The sequence below is a fragment of the Comamonas sp. A7-5 genome, assembly GCF_039581385.1.
GTDB classification, from domain to species: Bacteria; Pseudomonadota; Gammaproteobacteria; order Burkholderiales; family Burkholderiaceae_C; genus Comamonas; species Comamonas thiooxydans.
This window is the reverse complement of the sequence record NZ_JBCPWO010000002.1, coordinates 1-25797: the sequence shown is the minus strand read 5'-3', so window position 1 is coordinate 25797 and position 25797 is coordinate 1. Positions and strand designations below refer to the sequence as shown.

Below are 25797 nucleotides of genomic sequence, written 5' to 3'. Positions count from 1 at the left end.
AAGGAGCTCTCCATGCAGGAATCCTCAGAAAACTGGCAGGCAATCGCTGATGGGGTATGGGCACTCAGCTATCACTTCAGCAATGCAGGGCTGAAGGTCAGCACACGCATGACGGTGATCCGGCTGGCCGACGGCAGCCTGTTCTCGCACTCTGCAGTGCCGCTGACGGGCGGGCAGAAAGCTGCGCTCGACGCCCTGGGACCGCTGCAACACATCGTCGCACCCAGCGCCATGCACCACTTGTTCGTGGGCAAACTGGCCAGGCTTTATCCACAGGCCCGGATCTATGGCACACAGGGCGTGCTGCGCAAGCGACCTGATCTGCCGCTGCTGGAGCCCCTGCCATCAGATGCCGAAGCGCCCTGGGCAGGCGAGCTGCAATGCCTGCCGCTGGGCGGCCTTCCCATGCTCGACGAGACGCTGTGGTTCCACCCGGCCAGCGGCAGCCTCATCGCCACCGACGTGCTGCAATGCTGGCAGGGACCGCTAAGCCTGCCGGTACGCATGTATCTGGGCCTGACGGGCGGACATGAGCGTCTGATCGTGCCGCGCACCGTGCGCCTGCTGGTCAGGGACAGGACCGCCGTGCGCAGCTGGGTGAAGCGGGTCGAAAGCTGGCCCGTACAGCGCGTGATCCTGCTGCACAACAGCGTGATCGACGATCAGCCCATGAAGCAGCTGCGCGAGGCGCTGTCGATCTGGGACTGAGCGCGCTTTAGCGCAGGTCGTGCTCGTCGTCTTCGCCGGTCGAAGCGCTGGCGGCACTCCTGCGCACGGCCTCGAACATGGCGGGCAGATCCCCCATGTCGCCGAACACGCAGGCTGCGCCAGCCTCGAGCAACTGTTCTGCCGAAGCATGACCCTGATCGGCCGGGAAATAGCCCCAGACGGTGGCACCGGCGGCCACGCCGGCCTGAACCCCGGTCATGGTGTCCTCGATCACCAGGCACTTGGCAGGATCGGCCTTCAGTGCCTCGGCCGCAGCCAGATACACATCGGGGAAGGGCTTGCTGCGCGGCATTTCATGGCCGCTGTAGACATGACCTTCGAAATAAGGCGCCATGCCCACCTTGGCGAGCTGCATCTCCACCTTGGCACGGTCCGCACCCGAGGCGCAGGCAATGCGACCGTTGCACAGCGCATGAATCCGCCTAACCGCTTCCAGCGCGCCATCGATGGCCACCAGCTCGGCACGCAGGGCGGCATTGCGGCGCTCGTAGAACTCGGCCATCCAGGCATCGGTCAGCGGCTTGCCGGTATGGGCTTCGATCACGGCCGCCTGGCTGCGCACCGTCTTGCCGATGAAGTCGCGCGTGCACTGTTCCTGGCTGATGGCCCAGCCAGATTCGTTGAGCATGGTGCACAGCACACGATTGGTGATGGATTCGCTGTCCACCAGCACACCATCACAGTCGAAAAGCACAGCGTCAAAAGCAGTCATGGGAACATTACCAGCGCATCAGAGGATGCGAAAAAGGCGCCCAATGGCGCCTAGTATCAAGAAACGGAGGGCGTGATTATGCGCTCACGCCCTTTTCGGGTTCAGGGGAAGGTCACTCCGGCCAGCGGATTGATCATCCACGCGCTGTTCTTGACGTAGATGGTGCTGGTCTTGCCGTCTGCGGTCATGATGCCGCTGAAGTAGAAGAAGCCGTTGGCCGCATTGGCATTCATATTGCTCAGCTGGGTCGTGAGCGAGTCACTGCTTGCCGAGGCCTCGACCAGATACTCGATGGCGCCATTCTGTGCCGAGCTTTTCTCGAAGACATCCACATAGTTCATGTTCATCGGGTCGCCGCCCAGCCCCTGCGTGCCGCGGATGAACCAGCCGTCCGCACCCTTTTGGGCCAGGCGCGTTCTCATCGCTGCCGCATCGGCGGCCGAGGATGCGCTGCCGAGCTTGTCGACCTGATAGGTATAGGTGACGCTGTCATTGCGCTTGGCATACAGGCTGAACAACTCGTTGTTGACGATCTGGGGACCCAGATAGCGATAGCCTTCGGCGCCCTGGCCGTTGAGCTCCACGGCAAAGGCTTCGGCGGTCGTGGCCACGGGCGTCACCGTTCTGTAGCTGAACTGGTCGCTGCGGCTGTTGTCCTTGACATAGACGCTGCGGTTGTCGCTGACATCATTGAAGATGGCATCGGACTTGTACATATAGCCGCTGCTGCCCTGTTGGTTCAGCTGTGCCAGAAAGGCGGTGCGCGATGGCTGCGCCGCAGGATTGACATAGCTGAACTTGCGCCCGGCATGCGCGGTATCCGTGAGATAGAAGTCGCCGATCTCCGAACCGGTCGAACCGACCGAGCCCGCCAGGGAGCTGAACAGCGCATAGCCGTCGGCCCCCATGCTGTTGGCGGCTTCAAGCATCTGCGCATGGCTGGTGGCCGTCTGGCCGCCCATCTTGTAGGTTCCCGTGACGGCCTGATTGCCGGTGCCGCCACCAGTACCGCCACCATTGTTGCCGCCGCCGTTGTCCCCGCCTCCCGTATTGCCGCCGCCACCTTCGGAGCCGCCTCCTGAGCCTGCGCCGCTGCCTCCGTCTCCACCACCACCGCCGCCACAGGCAGCCAGAGTGGAAATCAGCAGCAAGGCTGCAGTTCTACGGGTGATTTGCATAAGAGATGGCACGGGCTTGCTCCTCGGTCTTGATGTTGGTTGAAAATGTCCATATCCCGACACTGAGATAACAAGCAGCGTCGTCTTACAGACATTGTCAGAAGGCTTGCGAGCAGATCACTCCCTACCGAGGAGGGGTCTTTGTTACCAAGCCCCAAAGGAACGCTCATGCCCGATCTACTGCAAATCCTGAGCACCACTCAACTGAGCGCACAGCCCTATGCGCTGGTGGTGGATGATCACCCGCTGGTCGCGGAGGGTGCAGCCCATGTGCTGATGACCAGCGCCGGCGTGCAGCGGGTGCGCTGTGCGGCACACGGCAATGAGGCTCTGGCAATGATTGCTGCGCTGGGCGAACCCGTTATCACCGTGATGGACTTCTGGCTGGAGGACGGCGCATCACTGGAATTTGTGCACAGCATCCTGGCCTTGGCTCCTGGCACACGCATTCTGGTGACCAGCGGCGACAAGCACCCGGCCATCGCCAGCAAGGCCGCAGCCGCAGGTGTGCATGGCTTTGTGCACAAAAGCAGCCCGTCTCACGAATTTCAGGCAGCAGTGCAAGCCCTGCTGAGCGGCCGCACCTGGTTTGAGGCCCTGCCTCCCATCCCCACCGCCCCTCCGGCACCAACCGCGGGCAGCATCCTGCATATGAGCGCCAGAGAGCTCGGCATCACTGCCCGCCAGGCGCAGGTGCTGAGCCTGTTGCTGCAGGGCAAGCCCAATCGCGCCATTGCACAGGCGCTGAACCTGTCCGAATACACGGTCAAGGAACATGTCACCGCCCTGCTTCAGCGCCTGGGCGCCAGCAACCGCGTGGCACTGATCACGCGCATGCGAGGCATCGAGGTCGACTTGGACTAAGGCTGACGGATCGCCATACAGCGCGCCAGCACCGCATGCAGCTGGTCGGGCTGCAAGGGCGTCGCCAGAGCCAGATAGCCCTGATCCTGGACCTGCTCCAGCATCTCCTCATCGCCGCTCATCAAAGCACCGCTGGCTTGCGGATGCTGGTCCAGCAGTTGCATCAAACACTCAAGCCCGCTTGCACCATCCTTCAATCGCTGGTCGCACAACACAAAGTCTGGCCGCAATCCATCGGCCAGCAGTTGCTGCGCCTCAGGCAAGCTGCGCGCTCTTTGCACCTGCACACCCCAGCTCTGCAAAATCTGCACCAGCACCGGGGCCAGCTGCGCATCGTTTTCCACGACCAGACAGTGCCCCTGCAAGGGGGCAAACCACTGCGGCCCAGCCGATATCGGCGGTGCCGGCAGCACAGACGAGGTCTGCCACTGCTCGGCATCCTGCGGCCAGCGCAGCCAGAAACATGAACCCTTGCCCGGCAGCGACTGAACCCCGCATTCCACGCCCAGCCGCTGCGCCGCCAGCGCCACCACGGACAAGCCCAGGCCACGCCCGCGCAATGGCGCCGGCACGCCATCCCTGGCATCGCGCTGCTGGCGCGCAGGGCTGCGATAGTGACGCATGAAGACCTGTGCGCATTCCTGCTCGCTCATGCCACAACCGCTGTCCCACACCTGCAAAAGCCAGCGCCCCTGCCTGTGCCGCAGCGCCAGCAGCACCCCGCCTTGGTCCGTGTAGCGCAGCGCGTTTTGCAGCAGATTGAAAACCATCTGCCGCAACAGCACCGCATCCGTGCACAGTGCCGGCATATGAGCCGGCTGCCTCACGCGCAGACGCAGACCGCGCTGCGCTGCCTCGCGCGCGAACAGGCGCCGGGCTTCGTCCAGCACCGCACTCATGGATACCGCCTGCCATTGCGGTGCGAAGCTGTCGCCCTCAAGTCGCGACAGATCCATCAGATCGTTGAACATGGAGCCCAGATCGCGCGTGCAGGCCTGCATTTCCTGCAGCAGCTGCGCCAGCTCGTCATCCTGATTGCGCTGATGGGCGGCTTGCAGCATCAGGCCCATGGCATGCAGGGGTTGCCGCAGATCATGGCTAGCGGCGGAAATGAACCAGTTTTTCTCGGCCAGCGCATTCTCTGCCTGCTCCTTGGCCTCGCGGTAGCGCTCCGCCAGTGCCTGACGCTCCAGCTCGTGCGCCATCTGCTGCTGCACGAAACGCCGCGCACCCCAGGCGTGGCGAACCAGTATGGCGCCGTACAGCAGCAGCAGCGGCAGCAGATAAGGGCCTTTGTGTGGAAAGTAATGCAGCGTGCACAGCAACATCGGCAAGTAGATACCCGCCATGAAGGCCGCAAACACCTGCGGCACGGGCGCCAAAAAAGTGGCCGCCGATGCCATCACGCCCAGCAGCACCAGATAGATCAGCAGGCGCAGTTCGCTGTGGCTGCCACTCCAGGTAAAGGCCAGCACACTGACCCAAAGCAGGCCGTTGATCAACGCGGCCAGCGCCAGTTGCCGCTGCCAGGCTGTCAATGCCGCCTGCAGTCGCGATGGCTCCCAGTCGCGCGCCGACCGCCACTGACGATGCAGGCTGCGGCGGAACAGCAGAAAGCCCAGCGCCATGACGATCATCAGCCCCCACCACCAGGCCAGCCCCACGCTGACGGCTGGGCTGTTGCGGGTACTGACCCACAGCAGCAGGGCAGGAATCAGCAATGCGGCGATTTCGGAGGAGCCACGCGAAGCCAGGGACTGCAACAGGCGCAACCAGGCCTGCAGCCGGGTCAACTGCGCCGAATCGACTTCAGAATTGGTCGCCATCGACGTAGAACCAGCGCCCACCCTCAAGCACAAAGCGGCTGCGCTCATGCAAGCGCACGGCACGACCCGCCAGACGATAGCGGGCGACGAATTCGACCTCTGCAGAAACGTCGCCGGTCAACTGAAACTGCTTCACATCCAGCCCCAGCCATTTGGTGGCGGCATCGAAATCGAGCTGCGACGGGCGCTGGCTGGCATGCCAGGTGGCTTGCAAATATTCCTGATTCTCAGACACGAAGGCCGTGTAGCGCGAGCGCATCAGCGCCTCGGCATCGGGAGCGGGCCGGGCATCCCAGTGATCGATATAGCGGCCGCAGCAATCGGCATAGGCCAGCAGCCCCCCCTTGGCATTCTTTCGTCCACAGGGACAGTCCCGCTTGTTCTCGGCTTCTTTCACAGCTTTGGCAGTCTTGATTGGCAATGCTGCATTGTCGACCAAGTCGAACAACGAGCAAGCCGGCTTGCGCAGTCGGTTGCCTCAGAGCACAGTAGCGGCAGTCCAAAGCTCGCTGCTCAAAGGTTTGCCTATGTTCTCCATGGCTGCTCCCTGGTGGGAGTTCGTGATTCGCGGTGTCAGCGTCTACCTGTTTCTGCTGGTGTTTCTGCGTCTGACCGGCCGGCGCCAGACCGGCCAGTACGCACCTTTCGACCTGGTGCTGCTGCTGATTCTTTCCAACGCAGTACAGAACTCCATGAATGCAGGCGACAACTCGCTGATCGGCGGCCTGATCAGTGCCGGCACGCTGCTGGCCTGCCATGCACTGCTCTCCCGCCTGAGCTACCGCTTTGCGGGGCTGCGCAAACTGGTCAATGGCAAACCCAAGGTCCTGATTCACCAGGGCATTGTGCAACCCAGTCTGATGACACAGGAGCAGATCACTGCCGAAGACCTGGCGGCGGCCCTGCGCTCCAATGGCTGCCTCAACGCGCATGAGGTGGAGCGCGCCACGATCGAGACCAATGGCCAGATCACCGTGGTGCTGCGCAAGCGCAGCATGGCCGAACTCGGGGAGGCCTGAGAGCCTCAGAACGTGTTTAAGTTCTCAGTGCAGGCCGTCCAGAAACTGCCTGATGGCCGCATTCACGGGTTCCGGGTGCGTGAGATTGGCTGCATGGCCTGCACCGGCCACATCCACCCACTGGGCCTGGGGCAAGCCCTTGAACATGGCCCGCGCACGCTCCACACCGATGGCAGCATCCTTGTCGCCATGAATCACCAGCGCGGGCACCTTGATTTCGGCCAGGCGCGGGCTGATGTCGTCGCGCAGCGCCAGCGTCGCAAAGCTCTGCCCCAGGTTGATCGGCGAGGCCTGCTTCCATTTGGCGCGCCACTGCGCAGCCCCGGGCCAGCCCTGGCCCAGAATCGTGTGCTCCACGATGGTGGCCATGTCATCCGACAGCCCATGCTCCATCCAGGCCTTGAGCAAGGCCTCGTGGTGCGGCATCTGCTCGGGGTCTTCCAGCATGGCCTGGGTGTCTATCAGCACCAGCGCACCCACGACATCCGGATGAATCAGCGCGCAGCGCAGCGACAGATAGCCGCCTTGCGACATGCCCACCAGCACCGCTTTTTCCACACCCAGATATTTGAGCAAGGCCGCCAGATCGTCGGCCGAGTCATAGTAGCTGAACGCTTCGCAATGCTCGGGATCAGCGGTCTGCCCGTGGCCGCGCTCATCCCAGCTGATGCAGCGATACTGCCCCTGCAAAGCCTGTATCTGCGGCTCGAACATGGTGTGATCCATGAGCAGGCCGTGCGAGAACACAATGGCCGGGCCACGCCCTCCCGTGTCCTCGTAGTAGATATTCTGACCATTGACCTGGGCAAAAGGCATGCCGGACTCCTGCTGCAAATGGTTGAAACCCCTGGGGGAACTCCCCACACTGAGCACATCCTAAGCAGGCCTTGTGACATCGGCAACCGGCCCGTCCCCTGATGTGCCACAGCCTCGTGCACAACAGTTGACAGCGGCGGGCTTTTGCCACCTGACTCAGATCAGGCCAGCGCCCGCTGGATCAGGATTCAGGGAACGCCTTAAGCATGGCGATGAATCCGGCTTTTGCTTCGGCCTCGTGTGGCACGTCATCGCTGAGGGAGTCGATCATCCCTTGAATCACGATGCGCCTTGCTTCTTCATGCATTCCTGCCACTGCTGCGATCTGTGCATGTTTCTTGTAGCTGCATGGGCGGCCTCGCTTAAATGCACTGAGGCTCGACTCCTTCTCACCTAGTAGCTCTGCTAGTGCTTTCTGGCTACCGACGATCTTTGCAGCTCGTTCGATGGTTTCGGAAATATTCATTCTTTACACCCCTTGTAAATAATTAGCATCTGGTGTAAATTTCGCTCCAATTAGCACCAAATGTTCATTAACTCTGGGTGCTAATTTTCACATAGGAGCTACCACATGTCTAAACCTGAATTACGTCCTCCTGCTGGCCACGAAAGCGCTGATGTGCGCGTGGTAGCTCCCATCAACGGTGGTCAGCAGGGGGACACCAGATTGCACCGATTCGCGAACCGCTATGCCGTTGAGCTGCTGTTTGTCCAGCTCGTTGCTGTGATCTTGAATGTTGCGGCTTTCGGTTTGAGCGTCACAAAGCTTTTGGGGGTCTGCGCATGATCGACTTCCTCCGCATCATGGTTCGCATGCGCATCTTCTGGATTTGCATGCTCTTCAATGTGATCTTGTTTATGCGCGAGGTTGTCCTGCCTCGTTTAGTCGCGGACTCCCCCTTTGCTGTCGTTGAAGACTGGGGCGACTTCTGGGGCTTCTTCTTCGTTCACTTCCTGCCCTCTCTCTTTTGACAACCCTCCGCGCTGCCTCGCGTGCGGGGTAGCTCAGAGCGCTGTTGCGCCATTTGCCCGATCTGCCCGGGATACCTATTGGCAGTCACCTAGAGAGGTTTTCCATGTCCGTTGCTGAGGCTACATCCCTGCCCGCGTTCATTCGTGTGCTCATCGTCCAAGAAATTCGCAAGGGTGTCGGTAAGTCCGGCAAGCCATATGAAATGCAAGAAATCGACTGCATGACGCTGGATGAAAACGGCGTGGAAATGCAGGTGGGTGTGATGCAAGTGCCTGCCCCTCTGCTGGGCAAGATCACTCGCGGTGTCTATGCCCCGGTTTACGGCATGCGCGTGGACTTTGCCTCTCGCGGCATCAAGCCCGCCATTGTTGACCTCACGCCTGTTTCCGGTGCGCCCACTCCTGGCCGTGTCGTCAAGGCTGAGCCTCCTGCTGCTGCTAAGGCCTGACCATGGGACTCAATGAAGAGCAACTCCAGCACATGGCTTGGACCATCGTGCAAATAGCGTTTCTCGGCGGTATTGCTGGTGCGATGGCCTTCCATCTCATTCTTGGCGCTATCACTGCTGTGGCTGATCGCCTTGCTGAGCGCACTGTTCGCGCCATGCGTATTCGCGCTGCTCGTCAGCGTGCCCTGAAGGCCTCCTGATGGCCGATCAAGTCATCCAGTGCCCCTCTGCCTGCACCGTCACCGTGGTGCATGAGGTCAATGTGCCCATCCTCAACCTGTCGATTGAGGAAGCCTCCGCACTGATGACGCCGATCACTCTGGTTTTTTGCGTTGCATGGGGGTTCCGGGCCCTGCTGCGCTTTATCAACTCCCCGGATGAAAGGTCTACAGATGACTCGTAATGCTCTCAAACAACTGGCGATCAAGGCGCGTGGACATGGCGCCAAGCTCGCAGCCGGTGGTGTCACATTGATGCTGGCTGCACAAAACGCGATGGCTCAGACAGCTCCTGCTGCTCCTGACGTCAGCGCTGGCGAAGGCTTCCTGATGAGCCTGTTGACGCCCATCGGCATCCTGGGTTCGGCCTACCTGATCGTGACCATCGCTATCCGCGGCTGGAAGATCATGCGCTCGGTCTAACCGTCCCCCACTGTGTCAACAAGGGTGCAACTGCACCCTTGCATGTGCGTCGCGGCGATTCGGAGAACGGCGGGGCGCACATGCAAGGGAGGTCACATGGGACTGCTTGGCTTGATTGTCTACATGGGGGCGTTATGGCTCATTTGCTCCGCCTAATTGCTCTCGCATTCCTGGCATTCACTGCTAGCGTTGCTTCTGCGGCCCTCACGCCTGTTTATCAAAAATATGGCTGGAATTCAGAGGGGCCGTTTTTCTCGACGCCGCTAGCGGCCTGTCAGGCGATGGCGCCTAGCTATGGCTTTACAAGTACCTATACCATGGACGGTGGTCGCTCCAATGGCTGTGTTGTGAACGGTGGTGTTGGTGGTTGGGTGAATGGGTTTGATCTTGCCTGCCCTGTTAACTCCACTGCCTCAGGGGGTGCTTGTATTTGCAACTCTGGCTATTTGGAGTCAGGCAATGCTTGCGTGAAGAAGAAAGATGAGATTTGTGGCCCTCTCGCTGGCATGTCCATCGGTATCACTTCCATGGAGTCTGATTTTGGGCCTCAGTCTGCCAAGTGGGCTGCCAGCAAGTTAGGTCAGTCCGGTAATGCTTGTATGACGGGTTGCCAGACTACCGGCACTATCTCCTCCTGCATTGCTGGCATTGGCAAGAGCAGCTCTACCGTCTGCAACTTGTCGAATCCTACATTTACAGGTGAGGCCTGCACTGACCCCTCAACTGGTGGCAGTGGTGGGGAAGGTACTGAAGGCGGCAAAGACAAGCCGCAAGATTGCCCGGTTGGCTATGAGGCCTCCAAGTACGCTCCCGGCGTCTGCATCCCTAAAGAAAATAATTGCCCCTCTGGCTCCAGTCCTTCCAAGTATGTTGAAGGCATCTGCATCCCTGATGAAAAAGGCGATGACGGATCTTGCGAGGATCCAAAAGACCCGACAAAGCGCGCTGAGTGTGAGGGCAAGGGCAATCAGTGCCCCTCTGGTCAAGTCCAGTCCACAACGCAGACCAATACCTGTGTTCCTGCCAAAGATGGTGCCGACAAGGGCAAGGATGGCTCAAAGGTCGAGTGCAAGGATGGCAAGTGCACTGTCACTAAGCCTGATGGTTCTAAAGAGGACAAAGGGCAGGATGAGGTCTGCAAAGAGCAGCCTGACTTGGCCATGTGCAAGGAGAGCAAGGGCCAGTTCTCCGGTTCCTGCTCGGCTAATTTCCGCTGTGACGGTGATGTGCTCCAGTGCGCTGCCTTGCAAGAGCAGCACAAGCGCAATTGCACCATGTTTGATATCGAAAACGACATGTCGCGGCTCTTTGATGCGGATGCCAAAAAGCCTCAAGAAAACGTGCTGACAGCCAATGGCACGGAGATCGATCTCAAGGGCCATATCACCGTGGATTCCATCATCGGTAACGGTCAGTGCCCTGCTGATGTGCCACTGCAAGTGTTCGGCAAAACCGTTGTCTTCAAGCTCAGTGAGTTCTGCCGCTATTTCAATGCCATGGGCATGTTGCTGTTCTTGAGTACCTGTGCAACCTGCCTGCGCATTCTGGGGACTTAAATGCCTATCTTCATCACGTCTATCTGGGGTGCTTTTCTCAGCATCATCGGCACGGTCGTCGGTCGTGTGGCCGTCGCGCTGGGCATTGGCTTGATCTCGTACATAGGCTTCGGCTCCATCATTGAAGAGATCTCCAGCTACGGCAAAGAGGCCTTGATAGGCCTGCCAGACGAGCTCAAGAAAATCCTGGGCCTTCTACGCATAGGTGAGTCCTTCTCGCTGTTGACTGGCACGGTCACCGTCAAGCTGATTGCCAATGGCATGAAGAACGGGACCATCAAGCGCATCGGCTACAACAAGTAAGGGGGTAGTCATGCTCTACTTGACCACGGGCGGCATGGGTGCCGGCAAGACTCTCCTTACCCTGCTTTGGGTGCGTACTCTTCAACTAGCCACAGGTCGCCCTGTGTGCATCCATCTGTGGACTGATCCAGCAGATCAGCAGGTCAAGCCCCGCATCACGCTGAAGGCTGAGGGCCTCAAATTTGGCTGGAAAGCCATCGAATTTGAGAAGTGGCAGGATGAACCCGACGGCACGATTTTCATCATTGATGAATGCCATGAGGTTATGCCTACCCGTGGTGCTACGGCCAGCGCTCCGCAACCTCATATCCAGCAGTTAGCGGCCCATCGCCATCGTGGTTTTGACTTCTATCTGATCACTCAGCATCCAAAAAACATGGATAGCTTTGTGCGTAGATTGATTGCTGACCCTGGTTGGCATCGTCACGTGAAGCGTCGCAGCGGCGCTGAGATTGTGTCTCTTCTTGAGTGGCCTAACGTCAATGAAAAATGTGAGGGCCTTACCTCAGGCAAGACCGCTACTGTCAGCCTACAGCGTTACCCCAAAGAGGTTTATGACTGGTACGTGTCCGCCAGCATTCATACAGCCAAGTTCCGCTTTCCAAAGCAGCTCTATTTCATCATCGCGGCTGTCATTCTTGTGCCCGTGCTTATCGGTGGCGCTATCTACTATCTCAAGACCGTTCGCGGTGCGGGTAACGTGCAAGGCGCGAAGTCCTCTAGCCTGATGCCAAGCATGAGCCTTGGCCCCCAGCGGCCTAATCAGGGCCAGTCCAATGACAAGCGCCCTCTGACTACTGCTGAGTACGTGGATCAGTTCATGCCCCGGGTGCAAGGTCTGGCGTATACCGCTCCGCGCTATGACGAGCTCACGAACCCCATGCGCGCGCCATACCCTGCGGCCTGCATGCACAGCAAAAAGCGCGATGAATGCAAGTGCTTCACGCAAGATGCCACTCCGCTGGATGTGCCCCAAAAGCTCTGCCTGCAGATTGTCAAAGACGGCATCTTCTTGGACTGGAAAGACCCGGCCGCAAACCGCTCGCAGGCCATGTTTGATGAACCCACTCCGGCCCCTGCAGTGGTGCATACGCCCCCTCCACCAGTTGCACGGCCCGCCGATCAGCCCATGGGCTATGCAGAGCGCCTTGCTGCCCGCAATGCCGCTGTTAGCTCCGTCTTTGGGCAGTAGCCATGGCCCGTCGCAAATTCCCGTTCCGTCGATCTGTTGGCCTCACTGCTTCGGTTGCTGAGCGTGTCAAACGGCTCTCCATTGTTGAAAACCGCTCGTTCGAGTACACCCTCCGGCTGCTCATAGTCGAGGCGCTGCGATCGCGTGAATCACGCTGGCCAGACGCTTCTTCTGGCCCGGCAAAACAGGGTTTTGTTGGGTCAGAAGAACATGGGCAATAGCTGCGCCATGGGGCTACCTGATCAGGCACAAGCCGGCACTTCGGTTTCCTGCTCAAGACGACGTCTTGGGCGGGAAATTGAAGTGACAGCTCCCTGGCATCGTCACCTCTTCGATCAGGCACAAGCGGGCATCTCGGTTTCCTGCTCAAGACAACGTCTTGGGCAGGAAATTGAGATGCCAGCCCTCCGGCACAGCCCCCCGCCAGCTCAAGCATGCAGCGGTTTCTCTCTCCTCCAGTCAGAACAAGGTTCTGGCTGGAGGAGAGAGAAAAGAGCGCCCCAAAAAGAGACCCCTGAGGATGTTGGCATGCCCACCCCAAAAAACAAAAAAGCAAAGCCGCTCAAGCAAGAAAACCCCGCTCTGAGGATTCGTGAAACCGCACAGCGGTTTTGCGAATCGTCGGAGCCACCGCCGGTAGGGCCCCAGCCCTCGCCACAAGCATGCGTTGGCTACCGGGCGCTGTCTCTCCCCAGCGGCGCGCAATGCCAGCAGGGCTGGCGGCGCAGCCGCCTAGATTTATCCCTCTGACACTTCAGCACATCACCACGGCTAGAAAAGAAAAAGGGCCTCAACCCTCTCACCGGTTGAAGCCCTTAGATGCCAAAAGCGATAGGAGCGCTTATGACAGTTCGAATTATTGGCGACACCATTTATGAACGCAAGAGCGTTCCCAACTGCTTCAAGGTCAAAACCACTGATTTAGGTAACGGGCACGTGGAATCCGTGGTCTCTCAGGCATGGGAGCTGGTCGAACTGGATACCTCCCGCATGCCCGACGATGTGCTGCGCAACCTCAAAGAGCACATCCTTGAAAAACGAGATGACCCAGACCGGATTAAAGAGCGCGAAGAGATCAACCGCCATAGGGCTGCCAGAAGGGCTAAAACGCGCGTCAGGCAGCTTTGCAAGGCCGCCAATGCCGATACCCTTATGACGCTCACATATCGCGAAAATCAGACCGATTTGGAGCTTTGTAAAAAGCACCTTAAAGAGTTTGTCCGCCGTGTCTACCGCGTCATACCTGACTTCGTGGCCATCGCTGCCTTTGAACCTCAAGACCGTGGTGCCTGGCATGTGCACATGGCCTGCCGGCGCGTTGCCACTGTCCTGTCCAACAATCAAGGCGTGCGCATCAAAAGCTTTGACTTGCTGCGCTCCATCTGGCGCTCTGTTACCAAAGAGCTGGGCGGCAATGTCGACGTAGCGCGTCGCAAGAGTACCTCCAAGCGTTCACCAGCGCGCATTGCCAGCTACATCAGCAAATACATCACCAAGGCTTTTGAAGATGGCGCTAAGTTCTCTAACAGGTGGACAAAGTTCGGTGATTTCACTGTCCCGCCATCTGTCCAGCTCGGCTATGTGACAAGCATGCGTGAGGCTATTGAGCTCGTTTATGACTTGGTGACTCCTGGCGCTGCCGTGGTCACTTCTTACCTGTCCCATTTCAAGGACGTTTTCTTTTTGGTCACCGAGAGTAGGTCAGGCATACCGAAGCCATGCAAGTGATTGTGATGAAACTACAGTTTCGCGCTCTTGCTATGAAAAGACTAGCTGTATACCTCATTGGCGCTTACGTTTGCGCATGGCCTGAGAGACTTCTCCTTGTTCAAAAGAGGAGAAAAACTGTGTTGATTGGATATGCTCGCGTCTCCACTAGAGAGCAGGAAACCTACCTGCAAATTGACGCGCTAAACAAGGCTGGCGTAGAGGTTATCTACCAGGAGAAGACTAGTTCTGTGGGTTCGCGGCCTGAGCTGCAAAAGCTGCTCTCCTCGCTCACAGAAGGCGATTGCCTTGTTGTTTACAAGCTCGATCGCATTGCACGTTCTTTGAAGGATCTGCTTGCTATCTTGGACAAGATCAAACTGTCTGGGGCGACAATTCGGTCGATCACAGAGCCTCTGGATACAACCGGTCCTATCGGGCTATTTATGGTTCAAGTCCTCGGTGCTGTTGCCCAATTGGAGCGGGGGATCATCCGAGAGCGGGCCATTGCTGGTCAAGTCGCAGCCATTAAGCGGGGGGTTGTCTGGGGTGGCCGTAAGTCCGCGTTGTCACCCGAGCAAGCTGCTGAGGCGCTTCGCTTGCGTCAGGATGGCATGACCCAGAAGGAAGTAGCAGAGGCTCTTGGGGTGTCGCGGTCGACAATTTCGCGCTTAGAAAGCCCAGCTCGTCCTAGAGCTGAGCCACGCCGCCCTGTGCTTAGCCAGTACTTGTCGCAAGAGCCCGCTGAATAAGGATCTTCTGCACATCGCTGGTGCCTTCGTAGATCTGGCATACGCGCACATCGCGATAGATGCGCTCCACGGGAAAGTCGCTCACCACGCCATAGCCGCCCAGGGTCTGGATGGCGGCACTGCATACGCGCTCGGCCATCTCGCTGGCAAAGAGCTTGGCCATGGCTGCTTCCTTGAGGCAGGGAAGACCCGCATCACGCAGGCTGGCAGCATGCCAGATCAGTTGCCGGGCCGCTTCGATCTGCGTCGCGCATTCGGCAAGCCTGAAGCCCACGGCCTGATGGTTGAAGATGGGCTGACCAAAGCTCTCGCGTTCCTTGCTGTATTGCAGCGCGCATTCAAAGGCCGCACGCGCCATGCCCACGCTTTGCGCGGCAATGCCGATACGCCCGCCTTCCAGCGCGGAAAGTGCAATCCTGTAGCCCTCGCCCTCGGCCCCGATCAGGTTCGCGGCGGGAATGCGACAGTTCTCGAAATTGATCTGCGCCGTATCGCTGCTGTGCTGGCCCAGCTTGTCTTCGAGGCGTGCCACCTGGTAGCCGGGATTGCCGGTGGGCACGATGAAGGCACTCATGCCCTTCTTGCCCGCCGTCTTGTCGGTGACGGCGATGACGATGGCTACATCGCCATTCTTGCCGCTGGTGATGAACTGCTTGACGCCGTTGATGACGTAGTCGCCGCCATCGCGTACGGCCGTGGTACGCAGCGCCGAGGCATCTGAACCCACATGGGGCTCGGTCAGGCAGAAGGCTCCCAGCATCTGGCCCTGCGCCAGCGGACGCAGCCATTGCTCCTGCTGGCTGGCATTGCCGTACTTCATCAAGATGGCATTGACCGGGCAATTGGTCACGCTGATGACGGTGCTGGTGCCGCCATCGCCAGCGGCGATTTCCTCAAGCACCAAGGCCAGGCTCACATAGTCCAGGCCCGCACCGCCGAGTTCCTCGGGCACGCAGATGCCATAGGCACCGAGCGCGGCCAGCCCCTGGTGCACGTCCTTGGGGAACTCGTGCTCCTTGTCCCAGCGCGCGGCATGGGGTGTGATCTGCTCGCGCACAAAATCGCGCAAAGCGTCGCGGATCATTTCCTGGTCCTGATTCAGCAGCATGTTGTCTCCGATATTTATAGCTATATGCCCGTTGTTCAGCCTGGGCTAGGCGTCTAGAAGCTTGATGTATCTGCCGTCGTGGCGCAGCAGCTGACCACGGTCTTCGGGCTTGACCTGCGCCAGGGCCTGCATCAGCCCCTGCACGCTTTGAGCCACCGACAGCGGGGCCGCAGCGCCGCCCATCTCGGTCTGCACCCAGCCCGGATCCAGCGCCAGCAGCGTCAGGCCCGGCCATTGGCGGCAGGCCGAGACCACGGCCATATTGAGCGCAGCCTTGCTGACGCGGTACAGCCAGGCGCTCTCGTCCGCATCGGCCAGCAGGGACATGCCGCTGGAGAAGGCGCCGATCACGCCGCCAGCCTCCTGCACCATGGGCGCAATCTGCGGCAGGGCCTGCATAAAGCCCAGCACATTGCTGTGCATCACCAGATCGAACTGCTGCTGAGTAGGCGGCACGCCTGCGTCATGACCGTCCCAGACACCGGCCACGTAAAGCGCGATATCGATGCTGGCCCCGTCGAGCTGCCAGGCCAGGCCGCTGACGCTGGCAGGATCTGCCAGATCGACCTGCAGCACCCGGGCGCCGCGGGCCTGCAGGTCGACCATGTCTTCAGCCTTGCGGACGGTGGCAATCACCTGGTGGCCCTGTGCCAGATAGGCCTCGGCCAGGGCTCGCCCCAGACCGCGTGATGCGCCGAGAATCAGTATCAAAGCCATAGCTGTTTGCGCCTATAAATGTTGGGTTTCAAAACGTTTTTCATCGGAAATCCTTTCATGACAAGCGCTGCAAGCTATCAACTTTTCTTGGTCTGCTCGGCAGCAATCATGGCGCCATAGCGGGCCACCATGCTTTCCTGCGACTCGGGCTGGGCGGTCAGTCCCATTTGGGCATGGATGATCTGATTGAGCGTGGGCATGACGTTGCGCGCCACCCTGGCCTCCTCGCTCCACAGGCGGGAGCGCATCAGCGCCTTGGCACAGTGCAAATAGGCTTCCTGCACACGGACTTCGATCACCAGCTTGGGGCGGAAATGATCGCTGGCAAACAAGGCCGTGTAATGCGCCTCGTCACGCAGCTGGGCTGTGCCGTTGACGCGCAGGGTTTCGTCAAAGCCCGGCACAAAGAACAGCAAACCCAGGCGCGGGTCGTCGAGCAGATTGCTCAGGCTGTCCAGCCGGTTGTTGCCGCCCGCATCGGGAATGAGCAAGGTATTGGCGTCCGGTGCCTTGACGAAGCCGGGCTTGCCGCCTCGTGGCGAGGCATCGAGCAAGGCGCCGCCTGGACCGCCCGTGGCCATGACCAGAAACGGCGACAGCGCGATAAAGCGCAGGCAGTGCCGATCCAGCTCCCACTGCTGCTTGAGCAGCGCCCGCTCGGCAGGAGGGTCGTACAACTGCAGCAGTTGTTCGCGCGAAGTGATCATGAAGCCAGGACCTCCTCGGGACGGTCGTTGCGGTGGATGGCTGCGTACAGTGACAGGAACTCGTTCCAGGAAGGGTCGAAGCTCACGCTGAGCTCGCCCTCCAGTTCGGGCACATGCTGTCTGCCCAGCTGTCCGGCCAGTTGCACCGCATGGGCCGGATCTTCCACATAGTAGGTGGCCACGCGGGCACTCATGTTTTCCACGCGCGAGAAGGCAAGAATGCCGCGCTGTTCACGGCTGAGTTGTTCATCCAGCGCATCCTGGGCGTCACGCACCCCGTCCAGCTCTTGCTGGCTGGAGAAATTGAAGCGCCATTCCATGAAATGCGACAGATCGGCACGCGTGGCCACGGCATTGGCACCGTCGTGGAAGGTCAGGATGTCGGGCGGTGCCTCCTCGTCAGCATCCTGCGCGCGCACTTCCAGCGACAGCCAGCGGTCGCTGTCCTCCTTGGGGAATTCATAGCTGCGGCCCAGTTGCTGGCGGATGAAGCCATCGAACAGGGGCGGGAACTCCGACAGCAGAGCGGAGCCGTAGACATCGGCCGCAGCCTCGGAGGCAAACTCGACCGGACCCACGCGTACGGAAAAATCCCACTCGCCCAGCACGTGGTCCAGCATGATGAAAGCCATGTGCTGCGCATGCTCGGCCATGTCCCGGGCAATGGGCTTTTCGAACGAGAGCTTGAGGCCTATGATGCCTCCCGCATCGTAATAGCCCACCCGGATATCGGAGCAGGCCAGCTCGAAGCCGTCCATGCGCATGCCGAAGTTGCTGCCCAGCGCGCGGCTGCGAAACGCCTGCACACTGTAATGCTCGAAACGCGGCGCCTGGCGCACCAGTGCCTGGGCGTTCTCGAACTGCGCCGTGTTGCCATGGGCCGAGATCACCAGACGGGAGCCGGCCTCCCCGAGCTTGCCTTCCAGCTCCAGACTCAGGCCCGGCGCATATTGGTGCAGCAACTCATTGGAGCTTTCCACAAACTCATGGCGATCGAGCTCCTCCAGCTGGCTCAGCTGGTTGGAAAAATCGCCCCAGAAAGCATCAATCTGCTGCGGCTCCAGCGGCTTGATGGTCTCGCTCTCGTCGTGGTGAATGTCTGCGCTCATGAATGATTTCCGCAATGTGAGCTGCACACATTCAGCGCGAATGCGTGCAATCCGTTGAACATGCGTTCACTGTAGAGCAAACCGGTGACGGTTCTGAGCAAATGGCGTCAGATCAGCTCAATTGCCATGGCCGTGGCCTCGCCGCCGCCGATGCACAGCGTGGCCAGGCCCTTCTTCTTGCCGCGTGTCTTGAGCGCGTGCAGCAGGGTGACCAGAATGCGCGCACCGCTGGCGCCAATCGGGTGTCCGAGAGCACAGGCACCGCCATTCACGTTGACCTTGTCATGCGAGACCTTGAGATCGGCCATCAGCGCCATGGGCACCACGGCAAAAGCTTCGTTGATTTCCCACAGGTCCACATCCTCCACGGCCCAGCCGGCCTTCTTCAGCGCCTTTTCGGTGGCGCCCACGGGTGCGGTGGTGAACCACTCGGGGGCCTGTGCAAAGGTCGCGTGCGAGACGATGCGCGCCAGCGGCTTGCAGCCCAGCTGCTTGGCCGTGGACTCGCGCATCAGCACCATGGCGGCAGCGCCGTCGTTGATGCTGGAGCTGGAAGCGGCCGTGATGGTGCCGTCCTTCTTGAACGCTGGCTTGAGGCTGGAGATCTTGTCCAGCTTGGCCTTGGCCGGGCCTTCGTCAACACTGACGGTCACGTCACCCTTGCGGGTCTTGACTGTGACGGGCGTGATTTCGGCGTCAAAAGCACCGCTTTGCGCTGCTGTCTGGGCGCGCTGCACGCTGGCAATGGCAAACGCGTCCTGCGCTTCACGCGTGAACTGGTATTTGGCGGCGCAGTCCTCACCGAAGGTGCCCATGGAGCGGCCGGCCTCATAGGCGTCCTCCAGACCGTCGAGCATCATGTGATCGAAGATCTTGTCGTGCCCCATGCGATAGCCGCCACGCCCCTTCTTGAGCAGATAAGGGGCATTGGTCATGCTCTCCATACCGCCGGCAATCATCACCTCGCGGCTGCCGGCGATGAGCTGGTCGTGCGCCAGGATGGTGGCTTCCATGCCGGCGCCGCACATCTTGGACAGGGTCACGGCACCTGTGCTTTGCGGCAGGCCGCCCTTGAAGCCGGCCTGACGGGCCGGAGCCTGGCCCTGGCCTGCCATCAGGCAGTTGCCGAACAGCACTTCTTCCACCAGCTCGGGCCGGATGCCGGCGCGCTCGACTGCCGCCTTGATGGCTGCGCCCCCCAGGTCATGGGCGGCCAGATCGGAAAAATCGCCCTGGAACGCGCCCATGGGAGTGCGGGCAGCGCTGACGATGACTACGGGATCCTGATGCATGGTTTGTCTCCTTGAAAAATGGATGGATGTGATCTGCCTCTTCAAGCGAGGCTATTGGCGGGAATCTCGAAACGCTGCGTGTCCAGGCCTGCGTCGCCGGCATGCAGAAAGCGGCTGCGCTCGTAGGGGAACACGTCAAGGAAATGACCGTCACGGATGCGGCTCTGGTGACCGCGCCAGAACTCGGCCTCAAGCAGATCGGCGTGATGGCGCATGAAGATGTCGCGCACGGCCGGATGGCCCAGCAGAAAAGGCCCGAAGGTCTCGGGAAAGACATCCCTGGGGCCGACCGAGTACCAGATGTCGCCCGACATCTCCTCTTCCTCGGTTCGCGGCTGCGGCACCTCGCGGAAATTGCAATCGGTCAGGTATTCGATCTCGTCATAGTCGTAGAACACCACCTTGCCGCCGCGCGTGACGCCGAAGTTCTTCCACAGCATGTCGCCGGGAAAGATATTGGTGGCGACCAGATCCTTGATGGCATTGCCGTACTCGAGAATCGCCCTCTCCATGGCAGCGCGGCGCTCCGGCTTGGTGTCTGCCTCGGCCAGGCACTCCATCAGGAACAGATTCAGCGGCACCAGGCGACGCTCGATATAGAGATGGCTGATGATGACTTCCATCTGCCCGTCGCCGTCGCGGTCGCTGATCTCGATCTGCTCGGGAGCCTGGGCATGCAGCTCGGCCAGCAGTTCATCGCTGAAGCGCTCCTTGGGAAAAGCCACCAAGCTGTACTCCATGGTGTCCGCCATGCGACCGCCGCGGTCATGCTTTTTGACCAGTTGGTACTTGGCCTTGACCTGAGGACGCGACACATCCTTGCTGCTGGCGATGCGGTCCTTGATGAGCTTGAACACATAGGGGAAGCTCGGCAGGTCGAACACCAGCATGACCAGGCCTTTGATGCCGGGCGCAATGCGCAGCTGATCGCTGGAATGGCGCAGATGATGCAGAAAGTCGCGGTAGAACAGCGTCTTGCCCTGCTTGGCCAGACCCAGGGCGTTATAGATTTCCGCCTTGGGCTTGCGCGGCATGAGGCTGCGCAGAAAGCTCACATAGGCGCTGGGCACTTCCATGTCCACCATGAAGTAGGCGCGCGCAAAGCTGAACAGCGCATGCAGATCGTCCTCTCCAAACAGGGCCGCATGTAGTATCAGTTGCTCCTTTTCTCCATGCAGGATGGGAATCGCCAGCGGCAGCTCGGTATAGCCGGTAATGATCTTGCCGACCAGGTACGCTCCCTTGTTGCGATAGAACAGGCTGGACAGCACCTGAAGCTGGAAGTTGGCCCTGAGCGTCAGGCCCGCCAGTCTCTCGCGTATGCGCTCGGCCAGCAGATACACGTCGCGCTGCAGGTCTTCGAAGCGGCATTGCAGCTGCAGTTGCTCGAACAGGCTCTGCAGCGTGCCTTCGATCTGGGCGAGGTTGCCGGGGTAGTAGGCGCGGTAGATGGGTACGGCACCCGGCGCGGTGTTTTCCAGGTATTCGGTGCTGACGGCCGCACGCACGAAGATGAAGTCGTTCTGGAAATGGGTGCGGTGCAGAATTTTGGTGGTGACCGAATTGAAGAAGGTCTCGGCCAGCTCGGGCTGCAGATGATCGACCATCAGGCCGATGTAATGCAGCTTGACCTGCTGCCAGACAGCCATGCTCTGCAGGCTGGCGGCAAACTCCTCTTCCAACCTCTGGATGCAGGCACGCACCTGCCGGTCGTAGAACTCTATGCGCTCACGCTGAGCCTGCTGCTGGCCCGGCCAGTCCATGGTCTCGAAGCGCTGCTTGGCTCGGGCAGCTTCCGCACTGAACATGCGGTAATGCTGGTTGTAGCCATGCATCAGGGCCTGCGCAATGGCATAGGCCTCGGGGGCGTCCAGTCGTTGCGGAAACATGGCGGGCCAGTCGCTCCAGATAAGTGAGCAGCACTCTCAAGCGGAACAAGCGGCACAGGCCTTGGGTCTGCTTGAGGGCACTGCAACTGCGCAGCGGCAGCGATCAGTCGCGCTTGCGCGCAGCGACCTTCTCGACAGCCTTGTTGTAGACATCCTCCAGGCCGCCCACACCAGGCACGGTCATTTCGAGGTTGGTGATGTGGCCGTTGTTGAGGCTGTAGCACCAGCCGTGCAGAGTCACCTTCTGGCCACGGGCCCAGGCATCCTGCATCACGGTGGACTGAGCCACGTTGACCACCTGCTCGATGGCGTTGAGTTCGCACAGCACATCGTGGCGGAACTGGGTGGAGATGCCTTCCAGCAGCTTGATGTGCTTGTCGCGCACGTCGCGCACGTGGCGGGTCCAGTTGTCCACCAGACCCAGGCGCAGATTGTTCAGTGCCGCATACACGCCGCCGCAGCCATAGTGGCCCACAACCATCAGGTGCTCGATCTTCAGATGATCGACCGAGTACTGGATGGTGGACAGGCAGTTCAGATCGCTGGGCACCACCACGTTGGCCACGTTGCGGTGCACGAACACCTCGCCAGGCTCCAGACCCGTGATCTGGTTGGCTGGCACGCGGCTGTCCGAGCAGCCGATCCACATGTACTTGGGTTTTTGCTGCGCCATCAGTCCGGTAAAGAAACCAGGACGATCACGCTCCATCTGGTCTGCCCATTCGCGGTTGTGGACAAACAGTTCTTCGATGGAGGTCGTTGTCATGAAGCTATCCTTCTTTTTGTGGTTGAAAGAACGGCGCAGCTCCTGCTTTTTCAGCAGGTTTCAGCAAACAGCTCGCGGCCTATGAGCATGCGGCGAATTTCGCTGGTGCCAGCGCCAATCTCGTAGAGTTTCGCATCTCGCCACAGACGACCGAGCGGATACTCGTTGATATACCCATTGCCGCCATAGATTTGCACGCCCTCGCCGGCCATCCAGGTGGCCTTCTCGGCGCACCACAAGATCACGCTGGCGCAGTCCTTGCGAACCTGGCGCACATGATCGGTTCCCAGAAGATCCAGGTTTTTAGCGACCGTATAGGCAAAAGAGCGGCCTGCTTGCAGCACGGTGTACATGTCCGCCACCTTGCCCTGGATCAGCTGGAACTCGCCGATGCTCTGGCCGAACTGCTTGCGGTCGTGGATATAGGGGACGACATTGTCCATGACGGACTGCATGATGCCCAGCGGGCCGCCGGTCAAGACGGCGCGCTCATAGTCCAGGCCGCTCATCAATACCTTGGCGCCCATGTTCAGGCCGCCAAGAATGTTTTCAGCCGGCACTTCCACATCCTGGAACACCAGCTCGCCCGTGTGGCTGCCGCGCATGCCCAGCTTGTCGAGCTTTTGCGCGATCGAGAAGCCCTTCATGCCCTTTTCGATCAGAAAGGCCGTCACGCCGCGCGCGCCCATCTCCGGCTCGGTCTTGGCATAGACCACCAGGGTGTCGGCGTCGGGCCCGTTGGTGATCCACATCTTGCTGCCGTTGAGCAGGTAGTAGCCGCCCTTGTCCTCGGCCTTGAGCTTCATGCTGATCACGTCAGAGCCGGCGCCGGGCTCGCTCATGGCCAGAGCTCCCACATGCTCGCCGCTGATGAGCTTGGGCAGGTACTTGGCCTTCTGCGCCTCGCTGCCGTTGCGATTGATCTGGTTCACGCACAGATTGCTGTGAGCGCCATAGGACAGGCCCACCGAGGCACTGGCGCGCGATATTTCCTCCATGGCCACCATATGCGCCAGATAGCCCATATCGGCGCCGCCGTACTGCTCGGGGACGGTAATGCCGAGCACGCCCAGCTCGCCGAACTTGCGCCACACGTCCATGGGGAACTGGTCGCTGCGATCAATCTCGGCCGCACGCGGAGCAATCTCGCTCTGTGCGAATTCACGCACCGCATCACGCAGCGCATCGATGTCTTCACCGAGCTGGAAGTTCAGTCCGGGCAGATTGGCAAGGCTCATGGTTGTCTCCTGTAGATATGGGTCTGACGAATCGTCTTGTCAGTGTTGTATGCCTTCACGGTTCTGCACACACATCAGAGTGCAGCCCATTGTGGCAATCAGTTTCTCTTTTCCCTGGTCAATGGCAAATGCCTTGCCTTCGGATACGGTGATGGTGCGTCCGGGCTTGATGACCCGGCCTTCCATGCGAAAGCGCTGGCCTTTGGCAGGAGCGAGCAGGTTGATCTTGAATTCGATGGTGAGCACGGCCGCATCGGCCGGCATCAGCGTCAGGCCCGCGTAGCCGCAGGCCGAGTCGAGTGCGGTGGATACCATGCCGGCGTGCAAAAAACCATGCTGCTGCGTCAGGCCTGGAGCCCAGTCCAGGCAGATATCCACAACGCCTGGCTCCACCAGGGTCAGCTCCGCGCCAATCGTGGCCATGGCGCCTTGCTTCGCAAAGCTCTGCTTCACCCGATGAACAAAATCCAGAGACTCGGTGACACCTGCAACAGACATGGCAACTCTCCAGCAAAGCTTTGCAATTGACGTTTACGTAAACGTCAATTATGCGCCATTTTTGCTCTCGCTCCTTTTCAATAGTGTGCGGGCCTCTTTTTCCTGCTCTCGCACCTCATCCAGAGTCACTTGCAGATCGGCCATCTGCGCTTCGAGCTGCTTGCGATGGATGGCCAGCACGTCGAGAAACTTGCGCAGCTGCACGCCCGTATCACGCGGGCTGTCATACATGTCGATGATTTCCTTGGCCTCGGACAGCGACAGTCCCAGGCGCTTGGCCCGCAGCGTCAGGCGCAGACGTGCGCGGTCTCTCGATGAATACACGCGATTGCGACCGCCTGCGCCGGAGCGCTCCGGCTGCAGCAAGCCCATGTCCTCATAAAAACGGATGGCCCGGGTCGTGAGATCGAACTCTTTGGCAAGGTCACTGATGGTGTAAATGGTCGACATGATTCTGTGGGGTTGTAAGTCTTGCATCGCACAGGCGACTGCCAGAGGTGGCTTGATCTCTAAAATGCTTTGACAAAACTGACGTTTACGTTAACGTCAATGCTAAACGAAATACCGCCCCATGACCTCAAGCCAAGAATCCGCTCTTCACTACCCACTCGGCGATACCTTGCCCGGTCCGGCCCAGACTCTGGAAGTGGCCCCCGGCGTCAAGTGGATCCGCATGACCTTGCCGTTTGCCCTCGATCACATCAACCTCTGGCTGCTGCGTGATCGCCAGACCGATCTGCATGGCCAGGTACGCGAGGGCTGGACGGTCATCGACTGCTGCGTCAATCGCACCGAGGCGCGCGAGCAATGGGAGCAGATCTTCGCCGCCGAACTGGAAGGCCTGCCCGTTTTGCGCGTCATCGTCACCCATATGCACCCCGACCATATCGGCCTGGCCGGCTGGCTCTGCCAGCAATGGAACGCGCCCTTGTGGATCAGCGCCACCGATTACAACGTCGCCCGCGTCGCCATGAAAGACAGGGACGGCTTCGGCGGCGAATCCGGTGCGGACTTCTACAGCCTGCACGGACAAAGAGATGAGGAATTTCTGCTCCATGTCCGCGGCCGTGGCAGCTACTACTCTTCCCTGGTGGCCCCCATACCCGACATCTATCACCGCATCATGGATGGCGACGAGATCGACATCAACGGCCGCACATGGCAGTGCATTGCCGGCTATGGTCACGCGCCGGAGCACATGGCGCTTTACTGCGCCGAGCTCGAGACACTGATCAGCGGCGACATGGTGCTTCCCCGTATTTCCGCCAATGTCAGCGTGCATTCTTCCGAGCCCGAAGCCAACCCGCTGCAGCTGTTTCTCACATCGCTGAAGCGCTACTTCGCTCTCCCACAGAACACCTATGTTCTGCCCTCGCATGGCAAACCCTTTACAGGCTTGCATATCCGTGTCCAGCAACTGCTGGACCATCATCAGGAACGTCTGAACGACATCATGCAGGCCTCCAGGCTACAGGGGCTGAGCGCTGCCGACATCCTTCCCATTCTCTTCAAACGCCAACTGGACACTCACCAGATGACTTTCGCCATGGGCGAGGCTCTGGCTCACCTGCACTATCTCTGGTTCAGCCGGCAACTGACGCGGCGGCTGGATGAAAACGGCATCCTGCGCTTCTACGCACCGAATATGCAGAAATAAAAAGAGAGCGCCTGGCGCTCTCTTTTTATGGGTTTCCGGTATTTTTGTAGCTGGAATGCTTTGACACCCTGCGGCAAGCGCTCCTCGTTTCGAAGCGCCC

The 25797-nt window shown here is 59.9% G+C and carries 31 protein-coding genes; 15 read left to right on the top strand and 16 right to left on the bottom strand.

Features of this window, described 5'->3' with window-relative positions; translation table 11 throughout:
• Positions 1-12: 12 nt before the first annotated feature.
• Positions 13-708, top strand: a complete 696-nt coding sequence (locus AAIL67_RS03125; RefSeq protein ID WP_063662044.1) for a DUF4336 domain-containing protein — start codon at positions 13-15, stop codon at positions 706-708.
• A gap of 7 nt (positions 709-715) precedes the next feature.
• Here AAIL67_RS03125 and AAIL67_RS03120 read toward each other — a convergent pair whose 3' ends face one another.
• A complete protein-coding gene (locus AAIL67_RS03120; protein ID WP_063662048.1) occupies positions 716-1441 on the bottom strand; it encodes an HAD family phosphatase in 726 nt (241 codons plus the stop codon).
• Between the two features lie 101 nt (positions 1442-1542).
• Positions 1543-2631 carry a hypothetical protein gene (locus tag AAIL67_RS03115; RefSeq protein WP_063662052.1) on the bottom strand — a complete coding sequence of 363 codons (1089 nt, stop codon included), beginning with the start codon at positions 2629-2631 and terminating at the stop codon, positions 1543-1545.
• A 156-nt stretch (positions 2632-2787) separates the two neighbouring features.
• On the opposite strand from AAIL67_RS03115, the gene AAIL67_RS03110 reads away from it, so the two are divergent.
• Positions 2788-3483, top strand: a complete 696-nt coding sequence (locus AAIL67_RS03110) for a response regulator transcription factor (RefSeq protein ID WP_034357094.1) — start codon at positions 2788-2790, stop codon at positions 3481-3483.
• Here AAIL67_RS03110 and AAIL67_RS03105 read toward each other — a convergent pair.
• Positions 3480-5309, bottom strand: coding sequence for a hybrid sensor histidine kinase/response regulator (locus AAIL67_RS03105; protein WP_343483384.1), 1830 nt, complete (start codon positions 5307-5309; stop codon positions 3480-3482). The genes AAIL67_RS03110 and AAIL67_RS03105 overlap by 4 nt on opposite strands.
• Complete coding sequence (locus AAIL67_RS03100; RefSeq protein ID WP_063662132.1) at positions 5293-5706, bottom strand: YchJ family metal-binding protein; 414 nt, start codon at positions 5704-5706, stop codon at positions 5293-5295. The genes AAIL67_RS03105 and AAIL67_RS03100 overlap by 17 nt, the downstream gene beginning before the upstream one ends.
• Before the next feature lie 130 nt (positions 5707-5836).
• On the opposite strand from AAIL67_RS03100, the gene AAIL67_RS03095 reads away from it, so the two are divergent.
• A complete protein-coding gene (locus tag AAIL67_RS03095; protein ID WP_063662058.1) occupies positions 5837-6328 on the top strand; it encodes a YetF domain-containing protein in 492 nt (163 codons plus the stop codon).
• Between the two features lie 24 nt (positions 6329-6352).
• Here AAIL67_RS03095 and AAIL67_RS03090 read toward each other — a convergent pair whose 3' ends face one another.
• Together AAIL67_RS03090 and AAIL67_RS03085 are read right to left on the bottom strand one after the other, a co-directional pair.
• Positions 6353-7144: an alpha/beta hydrolase gene (locus tag AAIL67_RS03090; RefSeq protein WP_003073149.1), complete on the bottom strand. Its 792-nt coding sequence runs from the start codon at positions 7142-7144 to the stop codon at positions 6353-6355.
• Between the two features lie 181 nt (positions 7145-7325).
• Positions 7326-7610 (bottom strand): hypothetical protein, encoded by a 285-nt coding sequence (locus AAIL67_RS03085; protein WP_343483383.1) that lies wholly within the window; start codon positions 7608-7610, stop codon positions 7326-7328.
• A 105-nt stretch (positions 7611-7715) separates the two neighbouring features.
• Between AAIL67_RS03085 and AAIL67_RS03080 the strand changes: the two genes are divergently transcribed.
• From AAIL67_RS03080 to AAIL67_RS03030, 11 genes are all read left to right on the top strand, one after another.
• A complete protein-coding gene (locus tag AAIL67_RS03080; RefSeq protein WP_343483382.1) occupies positions 7716-7931 on the top strand; it encodes a hypothetical protein in 216 nt (71 codons plus the stop codon).
• Positions 7928-8116 (top strand): hypothetical protein, encoded by a 189-nt coding sequence (locus tag AAIL67_RS03075; protein WP_343483381.1) that lies wholly within the window; start codon positions 7928-7930, stop codon positions 8114-8116. Before AAIL67_RS03080 ends, AAIL67_RS03075 begins: the two co-directional genes overlap by 4 nt.
• A gap of 104 nt (positions 8117-8220) precedes the next feature.
• Positions 8221-8565, top strand: coding sequence for a hypothetical protein (locus tag AAIL67_RS03070; protein ID WP_343483380.1), 345 nt, complete (start codon positions 8221-8223; stop codon positions 8563-8565).
• A gap of 2 nt (positions 8566-8567) precedes the next feature.
• A complete protein-coding gene (locus tag AAIL67_RS03065; protein ID WP_343483379.1) occupies positions 8568-8765 on the top strand; it encodes a hypothetical protein in 198 nt (65 codons plus the stop codon).
• Positions 8765-8968: a hypothetical protein gene (locus AAIL67_RS03060; protein ID WP_343483378.1), complete on the top strand. Its 204-nt coding sequence runs from the start codon at positions 8765-8767 to the stop codon at positions 8966-8968. Before AAIL67_RS03065 ends, AAIL67_RS03060 begins: the two co-directional genes overlap by 1 nt.
• Positions 8958-9206 (top strand): major capsid protein, encoded by a 249-nt coding sequence (locus tag AAIL67_RS03055; protein ID WP_343483377.1) that lies wholly within the window; start codon positions 8958-8960, stop codon positions 9204-9206. Before AAIL67_RS03060 ends, AAIL67_RS03055 begins: the two co-directional genes overlap by 11 nt.
• 134 nt (positions 9207-9340) lie before the next feature.
• Positions 9341-10762, top strand: a complete 1422-nt coding sequence (locus AAIL67_RS03050; RefSeq protein ID WP_343483376.1) for a hypothetical protein — start codon at positions 9341-9343, stop codon at positions 10760-10762.
• Positions 10763-11065, top strand: coding sequence for a DUF2523 domain-containing protein (locus AAIL67_RS03045; protein WP_343483375.1), 303 nt, complete (start codon positions 10763-10765; stop codon positions 11063-11065).
• Between the two features lie 10 nt (positions 11066-11075).
• Positions 11076-12257: a zonular occludens toxin domain-containing protein gene (locus tag AAIL67_RS03040; RefSeq protein WP_343483374.1), complete on the top strand. Its 1182-nt coding sequence runs from the start codon at positions 11076-11078 to the stop codon at positions 12255-12257.
• Between the two features lie 843 nt (positions 12258-13100).
• Positions 13101-13985: a hypothetical protein gene (locus AAIL67_RS03035; protein ID WP_343483373.1), complete on the top strand. Its 885-nt coding sequence runs from the start codon at positions 13101-13103 to the stop codon at positions 13983-13985.
• On the top strand, positions 13976-14716 hold the full coding sequence (locus tag AAIL67_RS03030) for a recombinase family protein (RefSeq protein ID WP_343483372.1): 741 nt from the start codon (positions 13976-13978) through the stop codon (positions 14714-14716). Before AAIL67_RS03035 ends, AAIL67_RS03030 begins: the two co-directional genes overlap by 10 nt.
• Here AAIL67_RS03030 and AAIL67_RS03025 read toward each other — a convergent pair.
• The 10 genes from AAIL67_RS03025 to AAIL67_RS02980 all read right to left on the bottom strand — a co-directional run bounded on the left by AAIL67_RS03025 (position 14682) and on the right by AAIL67_RS02980 (position 24490).
• A complete protein-coding gene (locus tag AAIL67_RS03025) occupies positions 14682-15824 on the bottom strand; it encodes an acyl-CoA dehydrogenase family protein (protein WP_343483371.1) in 1143 nt (380 codons plus the stop codon). The two genes, AAIL67_RS03030 and AAIL67_RS03025, sit on opposite strands and share 35 nt — an antisense overlap.
• A gap of 45 nt (positions 15825-15869) precedes the next feature.
• Complete coding sequence (locus tag AAIL67_RS03020) at positions 15870-16541, bottom strand: SDR family oxidoreductase (protein ID WP_034357079.1); 672 nt, start codon at positions 16539-16541, stop codon at positions 15870-15872.
• Between the two features lie 77 nt (positions 16542-16618).
• On the bottom strand, positions 16619-17248 hold the full coding sequence (locus AAIL67_RS03015; RefSeq protein ID WP_343483370.1) for an MSMEG_1061 family FMN-dependent PPOX-type flavoprotein: 630 nt from the start codon (positions 17246-17248) through the stop codon (positions 16619-16621).
• Complete coding sequence (locus tag AAIL67_RS03010) at positions 17245-18357, bottom strand: hypothetical protein (RefSeq protein WP_063662061.1); 1113 nt, start codon at positions 18355-18357, stop codon at positions 17245-17247. The genes AAIL67_RS03015 and AAIL67_RS03010 overlap by 4 nt, the downstream gene beginning before the upstream one ends.
• Before the next feature lie 107 nt (positions 18358-18464).
• The gene (locus AAIL67_RS03005) at positions 18465-19649 is read right to left on the bottom strand and encodes an acetyl-CoA C-acyltransferase (protein WP_343483369.1); all 1185 of its coding nucleotides are present in this window, start codon (positions 19647-19649) and stop codon (positions 18465-18467) included.
• A gap of 41 nt (positions 19650-19690) precedes the next feature.
• The gene (gene aceK, locus AAIL67_RS03000; RefSeq protein ID WP_063662063.1) at positions 19691-21538 is read right to left on the bottom strand and encodes a bifunctional isocitrate dehydrogenase kinase/phosphatase; all 1848 of its coding nucleotides are present in this window, start codon (positions 21536-21538) and stop codon (positions 19691-19693) included.
• 103 nt (positions 21539-21641) lie between these two features.
• The gene (gene can, locus AAIL67_RS02995) at positions 21642-22304 is read right to left on the bottom strand and encodes a carbonate dehydratase (RefSeq protein WP_003059108.1); all 663 of its coding nucleotides are present in this window, start codon (positions 22302-22304) and stop codon (positions 21642-21644) included.
• A 50-nt stretch (positions 22305-22354) separates the two neighbouring features.
• Positions 22355-23542, bottom strand: a complete 1188-nt coding sequence (locus AAIL67_RS02990; protein WP_059439711.1) for an isovaleryl-CoA dehydrogenase — start codon at positions 23540-23542, stop codon at positions 22355-22357.
• 39 nt (positions 23543-23581) lie between these two features.
• On the bottom strand, positions 23582-24040 hold the full coding sequence (locus AAIL67_RS02985) for a PaaI family thioesterase (protein ID WP_034357067.1): 459 nt from the start codon (positions 24038-24040) through the stop codon (positions 23582-23584).
• 48 nt (positions 24041-24088) lie between these two features.
• Positions 24089-24490, bottom strand: a complete 402-nt coding sequence (locus AAIL67_RS02980) for a MerR family DNA-binding transcriptional regulator (protein ID WP_003061601.1) — start codon at positions 24488-24490, stop codon at positions 24089-24091.
• Positions 24491-24611: 121 nt separating this feature from the next.
• Here AAIL67_RS02980 and AAIL67_RS02975 point away from each other — a divergent pair, with 121 nt between their 5' ends.
• Positions 24612-25697 (top strand): MBL fold metallo-hydrolase, encoded by a 1086-nt coding sequence (locus AAIL67_RS02975; RefSeq protein ID WP_034357064.1) that lies wholly within the window; start codon positions 24612-24614, stop codon positions 25695-25697.
• Positions 25698-25797: the final 100 nt, after the last annotated feature.

Coding starts and splice junctions, on each gene's coding strand:
- AAIL67_RS02975 (WP_034357064.1), top strand. CDS start 24,612: ATGACCTCAAGCCAAGAATCCGCTCTTCACTACCCACTCGGCGATACC.
- AAIL67_RS03015 (WP_343483370.1), bottom strand. CDS start 17,248: ATGATCACTTCGCGCGAACAACTGCTGCAGTTGTACGACCCTCCTGCC.
- AAIL67_RS02980 (WP_003061601.1), bottom strand. CDS start 24,490: ATGTCGACCATTTACACCATCAGTGACCTTGCCAAAGAGTTCGATCTC.
- AAIL67_RS03085 (WP_343483383.1), bottom strand. CDS start 7,610: ATGAATATTTCCGAAACCATCGAACGAGCTGCAAAGATCGTCGGTAGC.
- AAIL67_RS03060 (WP_343483378.1), top strand. CDS start 8,765: ATGGCCGATCAAGTCATCCAGTGCCCCTCTGCCTGCACCGTCACCGTG.
- AAIL67_RS03065 (WP_343483379.1), top strand. CDS start 8,568: ATGGGACTCAATGAAGAGCAACTCCAGCACATGGCTTGGACCATCGTG.
- AAIL67_RS03055 (WP_343483377.1), top strand. CDS start 8,958: ATGACTCGTAATGCTCTCAAACAACTGGCGATCAAGGCGCGTGGACAT.
- AAIL67_RS03010 (WP_063662061.1), bottom strand. CDS start 18,357: ATGAGCGCAGACATTCACCACGACGAGAGCGAGACCATCAAGCCGCTG.
- can (WP_003059108.1), bottom strand. CDS start 22,304: ATGACAACGACCTCCATCGAAGAACTGTTTGTCCACAACCGCGAATGG.
- AAIL67_RS03070 (WP_343483380.1), top strand. CDS start 8,221: ATGTCCGTTGCTGAGGCTACATCCCTGCCCGCGTTCATTCGTGTGCTC.
- AAIL67_RS03020 (WP_034357079.1), bottom strand. CDS start 16,541: ATGGCTTTGATACTGATTCTCGGCGCATCACGCGGTCTGGGGCGAGCC.
- AAIL67_RS02985 (WP_034357067.1), bottom strand. CDS start 24,040: ATGTCTGTTGCAGGTGTCACCGAGTCTCTGGATTTTGTTCATCGGGTG.
- AAIL67_RS03080 (WP_343483382.1), top strand. CDS start 7,716: ATGTCTAAACCTGAATTACGTCCTCCTGCTGGCCACGAAAGCGCTGAT.
- AAIL67_RS03050 (WP_343483376.1), top strand. CDS start 9,341: ATGGCTCATTTGCTCCGCCTAATTGCTCTCGCATTCCTGGCATTCACT.
- AAIL67_RS03005 (WP_343483369.1), bottom strand. CDS start 19,649: ATGCATCAGGATCCCGTAGTCATCGTCAGCGCTGCCCGCACTCCCATG.
- AAIL67_RS03030 (WP_343483372.1), top strand. CDS start 13,976: ATGCAAGTGATTGTGATGAAACTACAGTTTCGCGCTCTTGCTATGAAA.
- AAIL67_RS03035 (WP_343483373.1), top strand. CDS start 13,101: ATGACAGTTCGAATTATTGGCGACACCATTTATGAACGCAAGAGCGTT.
- AAIL67_RS03110 (WP_034357094.1), top strand. CDS start 2,788: ATGCCCGATCTACTGCAAATCCTGAGCACCACTCAACTGAGCGCACAG.
- AAIL67_RS03040 (WP_343483374.1), top strand. CDS start 11,076: ATGCTCTACTTGACCACGGGCGGCATGGGTGCCGGCAAGACTCTCCTT.
- AAIL67_RS03095 (WP_063662058.1), top strand. CDS start 5,837: ATGTTCTCCATGGCTGCTCCCTGGTGGGAGTTCGTGATTCGCGGTGTC.
- AAIL67_RS03045 (WP_343483375.1), top strand. CDS start 10,763: ATGCCTATCTTCATCACGTCTATCTGGGGTGCTTTTCTCAGCATCATC.
- AAIL67_RS02990 (WP_059439711.1), bottom strand. CDS start 23,542: ATGAGCCTTGCCAATCTGCCCGGACTGAACTTCCAGCTCGGTGAAGAC.
- AAIL67_RS03120 (WP_063662048.1), bottom strand. CDS start 1,441: ATGACTGCTTTTGACGCTGTGCTTTTCGACTGTGATGGTGTGCTGGTG.
- AAIL67_RS03105 (WP_343483384.1), bottom strand. CDS start 5,309: ATGGCGACCAATTCTGAAGTCGATTCGGCGCAGTTGACCCGGCTGCAG.
- AAIL67_RS03090 (WP_003073149.1), bottom strand. CDS start 7,144: ATGCCTTTTGCCCAGGTCAATGGTCAGAATATCTACTACGAGGACACG.
- aceK (WP_063662063.1), bottom strand. CDS start 21,538: ATGTTTCCGCAACGACTGGACGCCCCCGAGGCCTATGCCATTGCGCAG.
- AAIL67_RS03075 (WP_343483381.1), top strand. CDS start 7,928: ATGATCGACTTCCTCCGCATCATGGTTCGCATGCGCATCTTCTGGATT.
- AAIL67_RS03025 (WP_343483371.1), bottom strand. CDS start 15,824: ATGCTGCTGAATCAGGACCAGGAAATGATCCGCGACGCTTTGCGCGAT.
- AAIL67_RS03125 (WP_063662044.1), top strand. CDS start 13: ATGCAGGAATCCTCAGAAAACTGGCAGGCAATCGCTGATGGGGTATGG.